The sequence below is a fragment of the Streptomyces sp. 2323.1 genome, assembly GCF_900221035.1.
Lineage (GTDB): Bacteria > Actinomycetota > Actinomycetes > Streptomycetales > Streptomycetaceae > Streptomyces > Streptomyces sioyaensis.
The window spans coordinates 5,575,181-5,592,183 of the sequence record NZ_LT907981.1; the positions used below are offsets into that span (position 1 = coordinate 5,575,181).

The following is a 17,003-nucleotide window of genomic DNA, read 5'->3' on the forward strand; positions in this document are numbered from 1 at the left end:
GGAAACGAGGCCGCAACGCCCCGCTGCCAGGCTCCCGGTATGACGGCGCCGATACCGCACTCCGCCTCCCGTCCCGCCCCCGCCACCCCCGGCCCGGAGCGGGCCGCCCCGGACGACCGCCCCGAGGGGCGGCCGGTGTCTTGCGGCTCCGCCGTGCCCCTCGGTACGGGGGAGCTCGCCGCCGAGATCACCGTGCAGCTCAGCAGGCGGCTCAGCAGGGTGCGGCTGCACGGCTTCCGCCCGCAGCCGCCCGCCCCCACCCTCGTCGCCGTCGCCCACGGCAGCCGTGACCCCCGCGCCCTGCCCGCCGTCCGGGCGCTGCTCGACCGGGTCCGGGCGCTCCGTCCCGGCCTGCCCGTACGGCTCGGACACGTCGAGCTGAACCGGCCGCTGCTCAGCGACACCCTGGCCGAGCTGCGCGGCGAGGCCGTCCTCGTCCCGCTGCTCTTCGGCCGCGGCTACCACGTCACCCACGACCTGCCCGCCGCGCTGGCGGCCGCCCCCCACCTGACCGGCCGGATCGCCACCCCCCTCGGGCCGCACCCCCTCCTTGCCGAGGCGCTCCACGGCCGCCTCCTGGAGGCCGGCTTCCCCCCGGACCCCGGCCCGCGCACCGCCGTCGTCCTGGCCGCGGCCGGCTCCCGGTCCCCGCAGTCCGCCCAGGACACGGCGCGCATCGCGCAGCTGCTCTCGGCCCGGCTCGGCGGCCTCCCCGTCCAGCCCGCTTTCGCGCACTCCGCGCCGGCTTCGGACGGCACCCCGCCCACCGTCGCCGACGCGGTCCGGGCGCTGACCGCCCGCGGCCACGACGACCTCGCCGTGGCCGCCTGCTTCACCGCCCCCGGCCGCTTCGCCACCCGGTGCGCCGACGCCGCCCCCGGCATCGCCGCCGCACCTCTGGGGGACCACCCCGCGCTCGCCCGTCTCGTACTGCACCGCTACGACCAGGCGCTGCTCGCACGCACCGGATCCGACTCCGAGCGCACCCGGGCGGCTACCGTCGCTGTATGACGGGCACACGACCGACCATCCCCGGCTACACCACGGCCGATATCGAGCGCTGGGTCACCGAGCCCGACAAACGGCCGGGGCGCACCGCCTTCCAGCGCGACCGCGCCCGGGTGCTGCACTCCGCCGCGCTGCGCCGGCTGGCCGGCAAGACCCAGGTCGTCACCCCCGGCGGGCACACCCCCGCCTGGGACGCCACCCCGCGCACCCGGCTGACCCACTCCCTGGAGTGCGCCCAGGTCGGCCGGGAACTCGGCGCCGCCCTCGGCTGCGACCCGGACCTGGTCGAGACCGCCTGTCTGGCGCACGACCTCGGCCACCCGCCCTTCGGCCACAACGGCGAGCAGATCCTCAACGAAGTCGCCGGTCCCTGCGGCGGCTTCGAGGGCAACGCCCAGTCGCTGCGGCTGCTGGCCCGTCTGGAGCCCAAGCGGTTCGTGCCCGCCGCGGACGGCACGGCGGTCAGCGTCGGGCTGAACCTCAGCCGCGCCGCCCTGGACGCGGCCACCAAGTACCCGTGGCCGCGCGGCGCCCACCCCGGTGACCCCGCGTCCCGGAAGTTCGGGGTCTACGCGGACGACGTGCCGGTCTTCGAGTGGTTCCGGCAGGGCGCCCCCGACGGAGCACAGAGCTTCGAGGCACAGGTCATGGACTGGTCCGACGACGTGGCGTACTCCGTGCACGACGTCGAGGACGGGCTGCACGCCGGGCATCTGGACCCCAACCTCCTGCTCGCGGACGCCGAGCGCGCCGAGATCTTCGCGGTCGCCGGGGAGCGCTATGCGCCCGGCGCCGGCCCCGAGGAACTGGCCGCGGCGCTGGACCGCCTGCTGGACCAGGAGTGGTGGCCGCACGGCTACGACGGCTCCGCCCTCGCCCAGGCCCGCCTCAAGGACGCCACCAGCCAGCTGATCGGCCGCTTCTGCCTCGCGGCCGAGGCCGCCACCCGGGCCCAGTGGGGGAGCGGGCGGCTCACCCGTTACGGCGCCGAGCTGGTGGTTCCGGACGAAACCCGGCTGGAATGCGCCGTTTTGAAAGCGGTCGCCGACCGGTTCGTCATGCAGCGCCCGGACCAGGAAGTGCTCCGCGCCGACCAGCGCGTCGTCCTCGCCGAACTGGCCGAGGCGCTGCTCGCCCGCGCCCCCGACGGCCTTGATCCCCAGTTCCGTTCACTGTTCGACACGGCCCCCGACGACACCGCGCGGATGCGTGCCGTCATCGACCAGATCGCGGCCCTGACCGACACCTCGGCCCGCTCCCTGCACGCCCGTCTCACCCGGCCGCCTGGTTACCGGAGGGGCAACGGGGGGTGACCCTGGGGGAAGCCCCTCTTCCCCCCTCACGCTCCGTGCGGGACGCTCGAACCCGGCCGTTTTCGAACGGAGCACCCTGACAACAGCGCACAGCGAACCCAGGCCACGGCACACGGGAGCGCCCGATCGGCGGCGAACGGGAACCCCGGCGGCGCCCCGTACATCAACGGGGGAGAGGAATCCGGGGGTATATCGGGGGCGTTTACGGACGCGGACGCGGACGTACGGCACCGCAACGAGGAGGAAGCAAGTGGTCGACGCACACCAGACGTTCGTCATCGTCGGGGGTGGCCTGGCCGGAGCGAAGGCCGCGGAGACGCTCCGCTCGGAGGGCTTCACCGGCCGGGTGATCCTCATCTGTGACGAGCGCGACCACCCGTACGAGCGCCCCCCGCTCTCCAAGGGGTACCTGCTCGGCAAGGAGGAGCGCGACAGCGTCTTCGTCCATGAACCCGCCTGGTACGCCCAGGCACAGATCGAGCTCCACCTGGGCCAGCCCGCCGTCCATCTGGACCCCGAGGCCAAAACGGTGCGCCTCGGCGACGGCACCCTGATCGTCTACGACCGGCTGCTGCTGGCCACCGGCGCCGAACCGCGCCGCCTGGACATCCCCGGCACCGGCCTGGCCGGCGTGCACCACCTGCGCCGTCTCGCCCACGCCGAGCGGCTGCGCGGCGTGCTGGCCTCCCTCGGCCGCGACAACGGCCACCTCGTGATCGCCGGCGCCGGCTGGATCGGCCTGGAGGTCGCCGCCGCCGCCCGCTCGTACGGCGCCGAGGTGACCATCGTCGAGGCCGCCCCGACCCCGCTGCACGGCGTCCTGGGCCCCGAACTCGGCGGCCTGTTCGCCGATCTGCACCGCGAACACGGCGTCCGCTTCCACTTCGGCGCCCGCCTCACCGAGATCGTCGGACAGGACGGCATGGTCCTCGCCGTCCGCACCGACGACGGCGAGGAACACCCCGCCCACGACGTGCTCGCCGCGATCGGCGCCGCCCCGCGCACCGCCCTCGCCGACCAGGCCGGGCTCGACCTGGTCGACCGCGCCGCCGGCGGCGGCATCGCGGTGGACTCCGCCCTGCGCACCTCCGACCCGTACATCTACGCCGCCGGCGACGTCGCCGCCGCCCCCCTCCAGGGCACCCCGCTCCTGGACACCCGCCTGCGGGTCGAACACTGGGCCAACGCCCTCAACGGCGGCCCGGCCGCGGCCCGCGCCATGCTCGGCCAGGACGTCAGCTACGACCGCATCCCGTACTTCTTCTCCGATCAGTACGACGTCGGCATGGAGTACTCCGGCTACGCCCCGCCCGGCTCGTACGCCCAGGTCGTCTGCCGCGGGGACGTCGCCAAGCGGGAGTTCATCGCCTTCTGGCTCGGCGCGGACGGCCGGCTGCTGGCGGGGATGAACGTCAACGTCTGGGACGTCGCCGAGCCCATCCAGCAACTGATCCGTTCCGGCGCGCCGTTGGCGCCCGGCGCACTGGCCGATCCGGAGGTTCCGCTGGCCGCGCTGCTCCCGTAGCGTGCGGCCATGACACCGAGTCCCGACGGCCCCACCGGTCCCACCGGCCCCGGCAGCACCGACGTCCCGGTCGTCACGTTCGACGACGTCCGGGACGCCGCGCGGCGGCTGTCCGGCGTGGCACACCGCACGCCCGTGCTGCGCTCCCGGACCCTCGACGCGCTGGTCGGCGCCGAGATCCACCTCAAGTGCGAGAACTTCCAGCGGGTCGGCGCCTTCAAGTTCCGCGGCGCCTACAACGCCCTCTCCCGGCTGTCCGCGCAGCAGCTCGCCCGTGGGGTCGCCGCCTACTCCTCCGGCAACCACGCCCAGGCCGTCGCCCTGGCCGCCCGGGAGCTGGGCAGCCATGCCGTCATCGTGATGCCCGAGGACGCGCCGGCGTCGAAGGTGGCCGCCACCGCCGGATACGGCGCCGAGATCGTCCGCTACGACCGCTACACGGGCGACCGCAACGTCCTCTGCCGGCAGCTCGCCGAGGAGCGCGGGCTCACGCTGATCCCGCCCTACGACCATCCGCACGTCATCGCCGGCCAGGGCACGGCCGCCCTGGAGCTGATCGAGGAGACCGGCCCGCTGGACGCGCTGCTCGCACCGGTCGGCGGCGGCGGGCTGATGGCCGGCTCGGCCCTCGCCGCCACCGCCCTGGCCCCCGGCATCCGCATGATCGGCGTGGAGCCGGCGGCCGGCGACGACACCCGGCGCTCCCTGGCCGCCGGCCACCCCGTCACCATCCCCGTCCCGCGCACCATCGCCGACGGCCAGGCCGTCGAGAGCCCCGGCGAGCTGACCTTCGCCGTCAACCGGCGGCTGCTCGACTCGGTCGTCCTGGTCAGCGACGACGAGATCCGCGCGGCCATGAAGCTGGCCTTCGAACGACTGAAGATCGTCACCGAGCCCAGCGGCGCCAGCGCCCTGGCCGCCCTGCTCGCCGGCCGCATCGACCCGCTGCCACCCCGCGTCGGCGTGATCATCTCGGGCGGCAACGTGGGGGTGGAGCGGTTTCTGGAGCTACTGGGGTGAGGGGGCGGCTTCGCCCGCCGCCCGAGCCGTAGTCGCCCGCCATAGCCACCCGCCGATCCCGCCCCCGCCGCTCCCGGACGACTCCCGGCCCGGACTGTCCGACCCCGGCCGTAGAATTCACGCGTGGCAGGCAGGATCAACGATGACGATGTGAAGGCGGTACGGGACGCGGTCCCGATCGACGCCGTCGTGTCCGAGTATCTCCAGCTCCGCAACGCCGGCGGCGGCAACCTCAAGGGCCTGTGCCCCTTCCACGACGAAAAGTCCCCGTCCTTCCACGTCAGCCCGGCCAAGGGCCTCTACCACTGCTTCGGCTGCCAGGAGGGCGGCGACACCGTCGACTTCATCATGAAGATCGACCACCTCTCCTTCGCCGAGACCATCGAGCGGCTCGCCTCCCAGGCCGGCATCACCCTGCGCTACGAGGAGGGCGGCTACACCCCCGGCCGCCAGCAGGGCGAGCGCACCCGCCTGGTCGAGGCGCACAAGGCCGCCGCGCAGTTCTACGTCGACCAGTTGGACGGCACCGAGGCCGAGATCGCCCGCAAGTTCCTTGCCGGGCGCGGCTTCGACCAGTCCGCCGCCCAGCATTTCGGCGTCGGCTACAGCCCGGCCGGCTGGGACCACCTCACCCGCTTCCTGCGCGGCCGCGGCTTCAGCGACCAGGAGCTCGTCCTCTCCGGCCTCTCCCAGGAGGGCCGCCGCGGCCCCATCGACCGCTTCCGCGGCCGCCTGATGTGGCCGATCCGCGATATCGCCGGCGAGGTCGTCGGCTTCGGCGCCCGCAAGCTCCGCGACGACGACAACGGCCCCAAGTACCTCAACACCCCCGAGACCCCCATCTACCGCAAGTCCCAGGTCCTCTACGGCATCGACCTCGCCAAGAAGGAGATCGCCAAGACCAGCCGCGCGGTGGTCGTCGAGGGCTACACGGACGTGATGGCCTGCCATCTCTCCGGTGTCACCACCGCCATCGCCACCTGCGGTACGTCCTTCGGCGAGGGCCACATCAAGATCCTCCGCCGGCTGCTGATGGACCACTCCGGCTCCGAGGTGGTCTTCACCTTCGACGGCGACGCCGCAGGCCAGAAGGCCGCCCTGCGCGCCTTCGAGGACGACCAGAAGTTCGCCGCCGAGACCTCCATCGCCATCACCCCCGGCGGGATGGACCCCTGCGATCTGCGGCTGGCCCAGGGCGATCAAGCCGTCGCCGACCTCGTCGAGTCCCGCACCCCGCTCTTCGAGTTCGCGCTGCGCCATGTGGCGTCCCGGCACAACCTCGACACCACCGTCGGCCGGGCCGCCGCCCTCGACGAGGCCGCCCCCATCGTCGCCCGCATCAAGAACAGCTCCATCCAGCACGAATCCGCCGTCCAGCTCGCCGGCATGCTCGGCATCCTGGACACCCAGTTCGTCGTCCGCCGGGTCAGCCAGCTCGCCCGCTGGGCCCGCGAACGCGGCCGCGAGGGCGGCAGCCCCGACCAGGGCCGCCCGCAGCGCCGCGGTCAGGCGGCACCCCCCGAGCCGGCCCGCCCCGCCGCCCCGCGCGGCCCGGCGCTCAACCTCCGCAGCCCCGCCCGCCGCGTCGAGCGAGAGCTCCTCAAGCTCGCGCTGCAACGCCCCGACCTGGTCTCCCCGGCCTTCGACGCCTACGGGGCCGATGAGTTCACCGCCCCGCCCTATGCCGTGGTCCGCCAGTGCATCGAGGAGGCCGGCGGCGCCACGGCCGGCGCCGCCGACCAGTCCTACGTCCCCAGGGTGCGCGAGGCCGCCCCCGACGACGCCGTCCGCGCCCTGGTCACCGAGCTCGCCGTCGAACCGCTGCTGACCCGCCGGGATCCCGACGAGGCCTATGCCGGTGTCCAGTTGGCCACCGTCCGCATCGCCGCCGTCGACGCCCGGATCGCCGATCTGGAGGGCGCCGCCCGCCGCTGCGAGGCCCAGGGCGACCACGCGGGCTCCGCCGCCATGCTCCAGGAGCTGTGGGTCCTCCAGCAGTACGGCAAGACCCTGCGGGAGCGCGGCGCCGCCGCCCTGTAGCCCCGGCCCGCCCCTAAGCACCCCCGCACCCACCCCGCGGTAGCCGTCCGGTCACAGAACGGACTCAAAAAGTGCTCGCACGCCCCTCGTGGCAGGCGTGTGTCGTACTCCACACTGAGAAGCGGTGCCTGAGTCCTCGGAGCGCGGCGGTCCCGGACGTCCCCCACCGGAAACCCCCGCGGAACCGCTCTTGATGTACGGGACGGACGGCGGCTCGGCCGCAACCGTGCCCGACCTTTCTGCCGCCTCAGCAGCGATCACCCTGGAGGTCGCCCCCGTGCAGACCCAGACCCTCGCCGACGCGCCGGCCGCCGAAGACCCGCTCACGGATCCGGCCGAGGAACCGCTCACCGTGCCGCAGCAGGCCGAACCCCCCGCCGCCGAGATGCTCATCGAGGAGATCACCCCGGAGCCGGTGCCGCGCCCCGAGGCGGGCAGCCCGTCCTCCGACCTCTTCCGCCAGTACCTCCGCGAGATCGGCCGGATCCCGCTGCTCACCGCCGCCGAGGAGGTCGAGCTCGCCCGCCGCGTCGAGGCCGGTCTCTTCGCCGAGGAAAAGCTCACCAACACCCCCGACCTCTCCACCCGGCTCGCCGTCGACCTCGACCGGCTGGTGGTCCTGGGCCGGATGGCCAAGCGCCGCCTGATCGAGTCCAACCTGCGCCTGGTGGTCTCCGTCGCCAAGCGCTACGTCGGCCGCGGGCTGACCATGCTCGACCTCGTCCAGGAGGGCAACCTCGGCCTGATCCGCGCCGTCGAGAAGTTCGACTACGCCCGCGGCTACAAGTTCTCCACGTACGCCACCTGGTGGATCCGCCAGGCGATGTCCCGCGCACTGGCCGACCAGGCCCGGACCATCCGCGTCCCGGTCCATGTCGTCGAGCTGATCAACCGCGTGGTGCGCGTCCAGCGCCGGATGCTCCAGGAACGCGGCTACGAACCCACCCCCGAGGAGGTCGCCGCCCACCTCGGCCTGACCGGGGAACGCGTCACCGAGGTGCTGCGGCTGGCCCAGGAGCCGGTCTCGCTGCACGCCCCCGTGGGGGAGGAGGACGTCGCGCTCGGCGACCTCATCGAGGACGGTGACGCCGCCTCACCCGTCGAATCCGCCGCGTTCCTGCTGCTCCGCGAGCACCTCGACGCGGTCCTGTCCACCCTCGGCGAGCGCGAGCGCAAGGTCGTCCAGCTCCGCTACGGCCTCGCCGACGGCCGCCCGCGCACCCTGGAGGAGATCGGCCGGATCTTCGGCGTCACCCGCGAACGCATACGGCAGATCGAGTCCAAGACCCTCGGCAAGCTCCGCGACCACGCCTTCGCCGACCAGCTCCGCGGCTACCTGGACTGACACCCGTAGGGCCCCGCCCCGGTACGCGGCATCACCCGCCGGGAGGCCCGGCACGCCACGCCTCACGCCTCCCGCTGGAACGCCCCCGGATGGGCCTCGTCCCGCACCGCCATGTACTGCTGGCGCACGGCCCGGCCGACCGGCAGGTCCTCGCCCGGCTCGAAGACCTGGCTGGCCGCGGCCGGCCACTGCGGCGGATCGACCCAGGCGCTCTGGCCGCCCGGCCCGGCCTCCGCGCCGGGGGCCGGCGTGAGCGTGCCGTGCGCCACCCCCCACGCCCAGGCCGCCTGCCGCGCCGCACCCAGCGCCGCGTAGTCGCCCGGCTGCGGCACCACGACCGACACCCCGAACAGCCCCGGAGCCGCCGCCTGCACCGCGCCCAGGTCCGCCGCCGCGCCCAGCAGGAACACCCGGCGCACCGCCACACCCCGCCCGCGCAGCACATCCAGCGCGTCCGCGAGCCCGCAGAGCATGCCCTCCACGGCCGCCCGCGCCAGATGCTCCGGCCGCATGCTCTCCCGCCGCATCCCGTGCAACGACCCGGCGGTGTGCGGCAGATGCGGCGTCCGCTCACCCTCCAGATACGGCAGCATCACCATGCCGTACGCACCGGGCGACGACTTCAGCGCCAGCTCGGACAGCCCTTCCAGGTCCGTCCCCAGCATCTCCGCCGCACCGCGCAGCACCCGCACCGCATTGCTGGTGTGCACCACCGGCAGATGCCGGCCGGTCGCGTCCGCGAACGAGGTGATCGTCCCGGTCGGGTCGGCCAGCGCCTCGTGATGGATCCCGAACACCGACCCCGAGGCGCCCAGCGACACCACGGCGTCGCCCTCCCCGACCCCGAGCCCGAAGGCCGCCGCCATCGTCTCGCCCGTACCGGCCGAGATCAGCAGCCCCTCCGGGGTGAACCCGGCCGTCCCCGACGGGCTCAGTACCTCCGGCAGCCGCACCTGATGGCCCAGCGCCAGCTCCACCAGATCCGGCCGGTACGTCGCGGTCGCCGCCGACCAGAAGCCGGTCGCCGAGGCCCCGCCACGGTCCGTCGTACGCCGGGCGGGCCGCCCCAGCAGCTGCCACGCCAGCCAGTCCTGCGGCTGCATGATCTCCGCGATCCGGGCCGCATGCGCCGGCTCCGTACGCGCCAGCCAGCGCATCTTCGTCACCGGATGCGTCGCCTGCGGCACCGCCCCGACGGCCTGCGCCCAGGCGCTGCGCCCGCCGAGCGAGTCGATCAGATCCGCGGCCGCGCTCTGCGCCCGCTTGTCATTGCCCACCAGCGCGGGCCGGACGAGGTTGCCCTCGACGTCCAGCGGCACCAGGCCGTGCGCCTGCGCCGAGACGCCGATCGCCTGCACCCCTTCGAGCAGCCCCTGGCCCGCCGCCTCACCGAGGGAAATCAGCCACGCCTGCGGATCGGCCTCGGGCCCCTTCTCGACAGGGTGGGGCGCATACCCCTGCCTGATAACGGCGCCTGTGTCCGCATCGCAGACGACGATCCGTGTGCTTTCGGACGAACTGTCCAATCCGGCGACTATCCCCATGACTCCAGATGATGCCGCATGAGAGCCATAAGGACAGAGTCAGGGTTTACCCGGCCGGGGTCGGCCCGGCCGAGCTCGTTCCCCCGGCTCAGGTATTGCTCGTACCCCACTCGTCCTCATCGGAGCCGCGCTGCACGCGCAGCGAACGGACCCGGTCGCTGACGGCGTGCGGCATCCGTTCCCCGACCTTGGCCGACACCGTCCCGAACGCCTTCGAGGCCGCGTCCCGGCCGGTCAGCGCGGCGGACTCGGCGGTGTTCCGGACCGCCGGATTCTGCGAGACCCGCTGGGCGGCCTTGCGGAGCTGCTCATACCGCTCCCGGCCGGCTCGTGTGCCGAGCACGTACCCGGTGGCCAGTCCCGCGATGAACGTGAGCCGGTAGCGCATTGCTCCACCCTTCCCTCTCGTCGGTTCCCGTCCGGTGCCGATACGCCACCGGAGTGCCGGGCTGTGCCGCGCGCCTACCCTCCGGGGCCGGAGATCACCCGAGGTGACCTGAGGCGATACCGATTGGCGGAGCACCCCCCTGCTTGCGCTAATGTATGTGTCGCAGCGAGCGCGCGCCGTCCGGTTCCCCCGGACAGCAGCGCATTCGAGGCACACAGAGCAATCCCCTGTAGCTCAATTGGCAGAGCAGCCGGCTGTTAACCGGCAGGTTACTGGTTCGAGTCCAGTCGGGGGAGCTCGGTCCCCTGTAGCTCAATTGGCAGAGCATTCGGCTGTTAACCGGAGGGTTACTGGTTCGAGTCCAGTCGGGGGAGCAGAGAGAACGAGGACCCCGCGAGGGGTCCTTTTTCTTGTGCCATGGAACCGAACCCCCGGTGATCGCGGTCCTCTTGGGCGTGCGTGGTCGCCCGACGGCAGCCCTCACGGGCAGCAGATCGTATGAGCGGCTATGCTGCGGCAGACGGCGCGCACAAATGTGCGCGACGCGCCGTGGGGGGCGGTAGCTCAGCCGGTTAGAGCAGCGGACTCATAATCCGTCGGCCGTGGGTTCGAGTCCCACCCGCCCCACCGCCCAGGCGTACGACAAGATCGTTCCGGCCTGGGAAGGCACGGAATCGAGGGCCCTCACGCATCGCGTGGGGGCCCTCGTATCGTGCCAGCACTCCAGCCGGCCGTCCGGTCGGCGGTACGCCCGTCCCTCTCGTTGAGGGGTACTCATTGGGGCGTACTCGCTGAGGTGCGGTCCTGGGGGCGTTGCGCCGATCGAGGGCCGGAGAACGTGCCGGGCCGTCATATCGGCGGTGGCCGCGGGCCGCACGCGCCCTCGCGGCGGGCGAGCCGCTGCCGGCAGCGTGGGCGTCGGGCGTCAGATGACCGGTGGGCGGCCCAGTTTCGTCATGCGCCATACCGTGCGCCAGTGCATCGGGCGGCGGCGGCCGCAGGGGGTGCGTACGCCCTCGGCGAAGCCTGCGGCCCATGCGCGGATGCCGGGCACGGAGCGGGTGCGGGCGGCCGTCAGTATTGCCCATACGCCCAGGTAGAGCGGTACCAGGAGGGCGGGCAGGTGGCGCTTGGCCAGCCAGACGCGGTTGCGGGCGACCATGCGGTGGAAGACGGCGTGCCGGGTGGGGGAGGTGTAGGGGTGCTGGAGTACGAGCTCCGGTGCGTAGCGGATGGTCCAGCCGTCGTCCAAGGCCCGCCAGGCGAGGTCGGTTTCCTCGTGGGCGTAGAAGAATTCCTCGGGCCAGCCGCCGATTCTGTCCAGCATCGGCACGGACAGCGAGTGCCCGCCACCGAGGAAGGTGGTGACCAGGCCGCCGCGTGCCGGGTCGCCGACCCGCAGGCGGGGGACGTGGCGGCGCTGGGTGCGGCCCAGTTCGTCGGCGATGCGGAAGCTCACGATCCCCAACTCCGGCTCACGGCTGTGCAGTTCGGCCAGTCGGCTGAAGACGTCGGGGCTGATCAGCAGGCCGTCGTCGTCCAGGTCGACGACCAGGTCGAGGTCCCCGAGCTTGCGCAGCTCGTCCAGGGCGACGTTCCGGCCGCCGGAGACGCCGAGGTTGTCGGTCAGCTCGACGCCCTTCGCGCCGTGCGGCAGCGGGGGGAGCGGCGAGCCGTTTCCGATGACCACGATGTGCGCCGGCTGGAGGTCCTGCTTGGCGATGGAATCCAGCAGGGCCTGTAGTTCGGCGGGGCGGTTCCCCATGGTCAAGATGGCGACGCCTACGCGCAGATGACGCACAGAAGAGTGCTCCGTTCTTGCGGTCCTTTCGGGATGCTAGCCGCCGGGGGAGGCGGTTGCGTGCCATCGCACCTCCACGGCGACATCCCGGCCGGGCGGCCCCGGTGGGGGCGGCCTCACCGGTGGCCGGGTGCCAGGTCGCGGCGCACCATGGAAGGACCAGATGGAAGGGCCAGGGGGCAGGCATGCACGACGAGGGGGGCAGGAGGGAGCCCTCATGTTGTTGGAAGTCAAGACGGTCGACAAGCCGGATGAGCGGCGCGACTTTCCCCGGGGTCACCTCGAAGCCCTGCACCTCACCGGACTGGACTTCGCCGTGGCCACCTTCGAGCCCGGATGGCGCTGGTCGGAGTCGGTGGGCCCGCTCGCCGGGACCGACAGCTGCGAGATCCACCACAACGGCTTCATGGTTCAGGGCCGTATGCGGATCCGGATGAACGACGGCGCGGAGTCCGAAGTGGGACCCGGCGACGTCTTCGTCTGCCCGCCCGGTCACGACGCCTGGGTCGTCGGGGACGAGCAGGTCGTCGTGTACGACTTCGCGGGCGGTATGGCGACCGAGTACGGAAAGGCCAAGGGGTAGCCGGCTGCGCCCTGCGCGGCGTGGAGGCCGGAGTACGGCCGGGGCGCGGCAGCCGTCGGTTGCCGCACCGGCCGCTGAGGGGCGCTGTGCGCGGCGGGAAGCCGGGCCGGCGCCCCCTCGCAGTGGGCGGCGGAGGCGTGGTGGGCGCCGCGCCGGGAGGGCGGTGGACGGCGTGGCGAGCCCCACGTGAATCGGGATGTCTAGGAACGTGATCGGTGGGCAGGGGTGCGGGACGGTCCGGCGCGCGGAATACGTCACGGGATGTTCCCGTTACGGCAGCCGGAGACCGACTGGTAATCGTCGACAGACCGGAAGCAGGGAAATTCGCATGAGCACCATCGAGCTCACCAAGGAAAACTTCGACGAAATCGTCTCCGGCAACGATTTCGTTCTGATCGACTTCTGGGCCGAGTGGTGCGGGCCGTGCAAGCAGTTCGGCCCGGTCTTCGAGAAGTCGTCGGAGACGCACGACGACCTGGTCTTCGCCAAGGTCGACACGGAGGCGCAGCCCGAGCTGGCGCAGGCCCTCCAGATCCAGTCCATCCCGACGGTGATGATCGTCCGGGAGAACATCGCCGTCTTCGCCCAGCCGGGCGCGCTGCCCGCGGAGGCCCTGGAGGACGTCATCGGCCAGGCCCGCGCACTGGACATGGACGAGGTCCGGGCGTCGGTCGCCGAGGCCCAGCAGGCCGAGCAGGCGCAGGGCGAACAGGGACAGCAGGCGCAGAGCTCGTGAGCGACCTCCTTCTGGTCCGGCACGGCGAGACCGAGTGGAGCAGGGACGGCCGGCACACCAGCTGGACCGATCTGCCGCTGACCGTGGACGGTGCGGAGCAGGCCCGCGCACTGCGGCCGCTGCTGTCGGACCGGAAGATCGGGCCGGTGTACGCCAGCCCGATGCAGCGGGCGCTGCGCACCGCCGAGCTGGCGGGCCTCGCCCGTCCACAGATCGACGCCGACCTGCGGGAATGGGACTACGGCGGCTACGAGGGCGTCACCACCGCCGAGATCCACCGCAGCCGGCCCGGCTGGTATCTGTTCTCCGACGGTGTCGCCGAGGGGCCCGCGGCACATCCGGGGGAGTCGCCCGAGCAGGTCGGGGCGCGCGCCGACCGGGTGCTGGCGCGGATCGCGCCCCAGCTCGCCGCCGAGGAGGGCGATGTGGTGCTGGTGGCGCATGCGCACTTCCTGCGGGTGCTGGCCGCCCGCCGTCTTGGGCTGCCGGCCGCCGCCGGCGGGCTCTTCACCTTCGAGACCGGGACGGTGGGCGTGCTGGGGACCGAGCACGACCGCCCCGCGGTGATGGCCTGGAACGCGCGAAGTCTGTAAGGGCGCAGTCTTTGGGGCCGAGGTCTGTGGGGGCGACGTCTGTGAGGGCGGGGAGGGATGGGGGCGGGCCGGGGCCGGTTCCCTAGGGCGCCATCGGATCGAGGTGCAGGGGCTGTACTTTGCCCTCGATCATGGCTCCGAGCCCCATGACGGCGCAGATGTCGGGGCGGTCCGCGGTGTGCACCGGCATGGTCGTCGCCTGATGGATCATCGGCTCCAGGCCGGGGATCAGTGCGCTGCCGCCCGCGAGCACGATGCCGCGCTCCCCGAGGTCGGCCACCAGGTCCGGCGGGCAGCGCCGCAGCACGGCCCCGATGGCGTCGAGGATCGCGGTCAGCGGGGTGGTGATGGCATCCCGTACCCGCTCGGTGTCGACATGTACGGAGCGCGCCATGCCGCTGACCAGGTCCCGGCCGTGCACCTCGGTGGAGCCGGGGGTGAGACCGTCACCGCCGGAGAGCACCATCTGCAGCGGACGGACGGCCTGGCCCGCCAGCATCAGCTCGTGGTGCAGCCGCAGATGCTGGATGACCGCATGGTCGATGGCGTTGCCCCCCACCGGCACGGTCTCCGCGGCCACGATCGAACCGAGGGAGAGCACCGCGACCTGCGTGGTTCCCGCGCCGCACACCATGATCATGGTGGCTTCGGGCTGCTCCACCGGCAGCCCCGTCCCCACCGCCGCGGCGACCAGGGTGTCGACCAGCTCCACCCGCCGCGCCCCCAGCCCGGTCAGCGTCTCCACGGCGGCCCGCTGCGCCAGCGGCTCACTGCCGTGCGGGAGGCAGACCGCGGCGCGCGTCGAGGGACGCCGCCGCCAGGTCTTGCGCAGCTTGTCGCCGACCAGGGTGCGCAGCAGCCGTTGCGCCATGTCGATATCGACGATGGTGCCGTTCGAGACCGGGCGCACCACCCGGATGTAGTCCGGGGTGCGGCCGTCCATCACCTCCGCCTGGGCGCCGACGGCCAGCAGCGCCCCGGTACGGGTGTTGATGGCGGCGACGGTCGGTTCGTCCACGACCAGCCCCTGGTTCTTCACATACACCCTGGTCCGGGCGGCGCCGACGTCGATGGCGGCCGAGCAGCGGCGCAATTGGGCGAGGCTGATGTTCATGGGTGATTCCTCCCCGACGGGCCGGTGTGGACGGAGCGCTCGGGCGGCCCGTTCGCGAGGAGCCGCTGTGCGTCATCCTCCGGTCGCGGGCGGCCGGCCGCCTGTCGGGAGGTCCGCTCGGGGGACGGGTGGCGGGGGGTTGCGGCAGCGGAGTGAGCGGCGGGGCGAACCGCTGCGGCGGGCGCTCAGCCGGTCAGCCGCTGGTACAGACCCCAGGTGAATTCGGGGACGATGTCCTGCGGGGTGCCGTCGGGGCCGGGGGCGGTACAGGCCAGGCGCCAGCGGGTGGGGGCGCTGCCCTCCATCGGGCGGGCCGGGGCGAAGGCGCGGGCGACCTCGTCGACCGTGCAGGACCAGGGCCGCAGATCCGCGGTCGTACGCAGGTCAGGGGCGGTGGCGCCGGGTGCCCGGACCAGCCAGGCGTTCCAGACGGTGCCCCGGCCGGCGGTGAGGACCTCGAACCGCAGGCCGGGCCAGAGCGGGACGGGCCAGGTCACGGCCTCGCAGGTGAGATCGCCGATCCGGCGGGGGGCGACGGCCTCGGGGGTGCCGAGCAGCGCACGATAAGGCTGGATGCCGCCGGGCGCCCGCGGGGCGTGCATCCGTGCCTGCCAGCGGCGGTTGGCTTCGCGCAGGTCCGCGCGGGAGACCTCCAGGGTGCGCAGCGCGTCCTCGACCAGGTCCGGGTGGTGGTCGGCCATCCGGCGCAGCAGGACGAGCTGGAAGGCGACGGGGCCCGGCAGTCCGGAGGAGGGCCCGGGGCCGGCGGGCGGGTCGTGGTCAGGGGTGCGGTTCATGAGGGACATGGTGGTGGACGGCGGGGGTTGGCGGGCCGGGGGCGGTCGCGTCGTGGAGGATCGGCCGGTCGAGCCGGGCCCGCGGGGTGCAGCCGGCCGGCCGGGCCCCGCGGGGAAGCCGGTCGGCCGGACCCCGCCGGGAAGTCAGCCGCCCCAAGTCACCGTCCCCCGGCGGAAGTTCACCCGACACCGTCGGCCCCCGCGGCCTGCCCGTCGATCAGTGTCGCCATCCCGTCCAGGAGGCGGGCCAGCCCGAACTCGAAGATCGACTCCAGGTTCACCGCGCCCTCGTCGGCCCCCGAGATCCCCGCGTACATGGGGTACGAGCCCGAGGTGAGAATGCCCTCGAACACCGGCTCCATGGCCGCCATCCACTGGTTCTGGTCCAGGCCGGTCTCCTGCTCGGCCTCCAGATCGTCCTCGAAGCCGGCGGCGGTGGCGAGCACGTGGTTCAGCAGCGTGATGGCCATGTGGATCAGCGTCACCGGGTCGATGCCGGTCACCCGCGCCATGGTCCACTCGATCAGTGCCATCGCCCGCGGCATCGGCTGCGGCCGGGTGATCGACAGGTACTGCGCCAGCCAGGGGTGGCGCCGGTAGAGCTCCCATTGCAGCCGGGCACCCGCCTCCATCCGCGCGCGCCAGCCGTCCGGCGCGGGCTCGGGCAGCTCGATGCCGGCGAACGCAGCGTCCGCCATCAGCAGCACCAGCTCGTCCTTGCCGGCCACATGACGGTAGAGCGCCATCGACGACACCCCGAACTCGGCGGCGACCCGGCGCATCGACAGCGCCCGCAGCCCCTCGGCATCGGCGACCCGGACCGCGGCCCGTACGACGCTCTCGCGGCTCAGCCCGCGGTCCGTCTCGCGCGGGCGCCGCTCACGTGGGGCCGCAGCTCCCGCGGCCCGCGGCGACGGCGGCTCGGCCACCACCGTGCCCACCCCCGGTACGGCCCGGACCAGGCCCTCCTGACGCAGCGTGGTGAGCACCTTGGTGGCGGTCGCCATCGCCACGCCCCACTCCTGGGTGATCCGCCGGGTCGAGGGCACCCGGTCACCCGGCGCCAGCTCACCGGTGTCGATACGGCGCCGGATCTCGTCGGTGATCCGGAGGTAGGGCGGCGGGGCGGGCTGTGCCACGGGACGGCCTCCGTACTAGTGCACTAGGGCGGTTTCGCTGGCATCGAGGGTAACAGT

Annotated in this window: 15 protein-coding genes and 3 tRNA genes; 12 read left to right on the forward strand and 6 right to left on the reverse strand. The window is 73.2% G+C overall.

Annotated features, from left to right (window positions below; genetic code table 11):
• Positions 1–39: 39 nt before the first annotated feature.
• The 6 genes from CPH93_RS23955 (at position 40) to CPH93_RS23980 (ending at position 8,251) form a co-directional block, all read left to right on the forward strand.
• A complete protein-coding gene (locus CPH93_RS23955) occupies positions 40–1,011 on the forward strand; it encodes a sirohydrochlorin chelatase (RefSeq protein WP_231976939.1) in 972 nt (323 codons plus the stop codon).
• Positions 1,008–2,321 carry a deoxyguanosinetriphosphate triphosphohydrolase gene (locus CPH93_RS23960; protein WP_006605784.1) on the forward strand — a complete coding sequence of 438 codons (1,314 nt, stop codon included), beginning with the start codon at positions 1,008–1,010 and terminating at the stop codon, positions 2,319–2,321. The genes CPH93_RS23955 and CPH93_RS23960 overlap by 4 nt, the downstream gene beginning before the upstream one ends.
• Before the next feature lie 250 nt (positions 2,322–2,571).
• On the forward strand, positions 2,572–3,846 hold the full coding sequence (locus CPH93_RS23965; protein WP_093483098.1) for an NAD(P)/FAD-dependent oxidoreductase: 1,275 nt from the start codon (positions 2,572–2,574) through the stop codon (positions 3,844–3,846).
• 9 nt (positions 3,847–3,855) lie between these two features.
• Complete coding sequence (locus CPH93_RS23970; protein ID WP_096214033.1) at positions 3,856–4,866, forward strand: threo-3-hydroxy-L-aspartate ammonia-lyase; 1,011 nt, start codon at positions 3,856–3,858, stop codon at positions 4,864–4,866.
• 123 nt (positions 4,867–4,989) lie between these two features.
• Entirely contained in the window at positions 4,990–6,906 is a 1,917-nt protein-coding gene (gene dnaG / locus CPH93_RS23975) for a DNA primase (RefSeq protein ID WP_093483096.1), read from the forward strand.
• A 124-nt stretch (positions 6,907–7,030) separates the two neighbouring features.
• Positions 7,031–8,251 (forward strand): sigma-70 family RNA polymerase sigma factor, encoded by a 1,221-nt coding sequence (locus CPH93_RS23980; RefSeq protein WP_096214034.1) that lies wholly within the window; start codon positions 7,031–7,033, stop codon positions 8,249–8,251.
• A 62-nt stretch (positions 8,252–8,313) separates the two neighbouring features.
• Here CPH93_RS23980 and CPH93_RS23985 read toward each other — a convergent pair whose 3' ends face one another.
• Positions 8,314–9,795 carry an FGGY family carbohydrate kinase gene (locus CPH93_RS23985; RefSeq protein WP_173909873.1) on the reverse strand — a complete coding sequence of 494 codons (1,482 nt, stop codon included), beginning with the start codon at positions 9,793–9,795 and terminating at the stop codon, positions 8,314–8,316.
• 88 nt (positions 9,796–9,883) lie between these two features.
• Positions 9,884–10,183 (reverse strand): hypothetical protein, encoded by a 300-nt coding sequence (locus CPH93_RS23990; protein WP_006605790.1) that lies wholly within the window; start codon positions 10,181–10,183, stop codon positions 9,884–9,886.
• Between the two features lie 223 nt (positions 10,184–10,406).
• Between CPH93_RS23990 and CPH93_RS23995 the strand changes: the two genes are divergently transcribed.
• The 3 genes from CPH93_RS23995 to CPH93_RS24005 all read left to right on the forward strand — a co-directional run bounded on the left by CPH93_RS23995 (position 10,407) and on the right by CPH93_RS24005 (position 10,810).
• Positions 10,407–10,479 (forward strand) — tRNA-Asn (locus CPH93_RS23995).
• 5 nt (positions 10,480–10,484) lie between these two features.
• Positions 10,485–10,557, forward strand: a tRNA-Asn gene (locus CPH93_RS24000).
• 179 nt (positions 10,558–10,736) lie between these two features.
• Positions 10,737–10,810: transfer RNA gene (locus tag CPH93_RS24005), tRNA-Ile, on the forward strand.
• Positions 10,811–11,108: 298 nt separating this feature from the next.
• Here the strand turns inward: CPH93_RS24005 and CPH93_RS24010 are convergent.
• Positions 11,109–11,984, reverse strand: a complete 876-nt coding sequence (locus tag CPH93_RS24010; protein ID WP_096214035.1) for a glycosyltransferase family 2 protein — start codon at positions 11,982–11,984, stop codon at positions 11,109–11,111.
• 220 nt (positions 11,985–12,204) lie between these two features.
• Here CPH93_RS24010 and CPH93_RS24015 point away from each other — a divergent pair, with 220 nt between their 5' ends.
• From CPH93_RS24015 to CPH93_RS24025, 3 genes are all read left to right on the forward strand, one after another.
• Positions 12,205–12,567: a cupin domain-containing protein gene (locus CPH93_RS24015; RefSeq protein ID WP_093488643.1), complete on the forward strand. Its 363-nt coding sequence runs from the start codon at positions 12,205–12,207 to the stop codon at positions 12,565–12,567.
• 328 nt (positions 12,568–12,895) lie between these two features.
• Positions 12,896–13,303 (forward strand): thioredoxin, encoded by a 408-nt coding sequence (gene trxA / locus CPH93_RS24020; protein ID WP_006605800.1) that lies wholly within the window; start codon positions 12,896–12,898, stop codon positions 13,301–13,303.
• Positions 13,300–13,896 (forward strand): histidine phosphatase family protein, encoded by a 597-nt coding sequence (locus CPH93_RS24025; protein WP_093483020.1) that lies wholly within the window; start codon positions 13,300–13,302, stop codon positions 13,894–13,896. Before trxA ends, CPH93_RS24025 begins: the two co-directional genes overlap by 4 nt.
• Before the next feature lie 82 nt (positions 13,897–13,978).
• Here the strand turns inward: CPH93_RS24025 and CPH93_RS24030 are convergent, their stop codons facing one another.
• From CPH93_RS24030 to CPH93_RS24040, 3 genes are all read right to left on the reverse strand, one after another.
• Positions 13,979–15,010 (reverse strand): rod shape-determining protein, encoded by a 1,032-nt coding sequence (locus CPH93_RS24030; protein ID WP_006605802.1) that lies wholly within the window; start codon positions 15,008–15,010, stop codon positions 13,979–13,981.
• Positions 15,011–15,195: 185 nt separating this feature from the next.
• Entirely contained in the window at positions 15,196–15,807 is a 612-nt protein-coding gene (locus CPH93_RS24035; RefSeq protein ID WP_093483019.1) for a hypothetical protein, read from the reverse strand.
• A 179-nt stretch (positions 15,808–15,986) separates the two neighbouring features.
• Positions 15,987–16,946 carry a TetR/AcrR family transcriptional regulator C-terminal domain-containing protein gene (locus tag CPH93_RS24040; RefSeq protein WP_096214036.1) on the reverse strand — a complete coding sequence of 320 codons (960 nt, stop codon included), beginning with the start codon at positions 16,944–16,946 and terminating at the stop codon, positions 15,987–15,989.
• Positions 16,947–17,003: the final 57 nt, after the last annotated feature.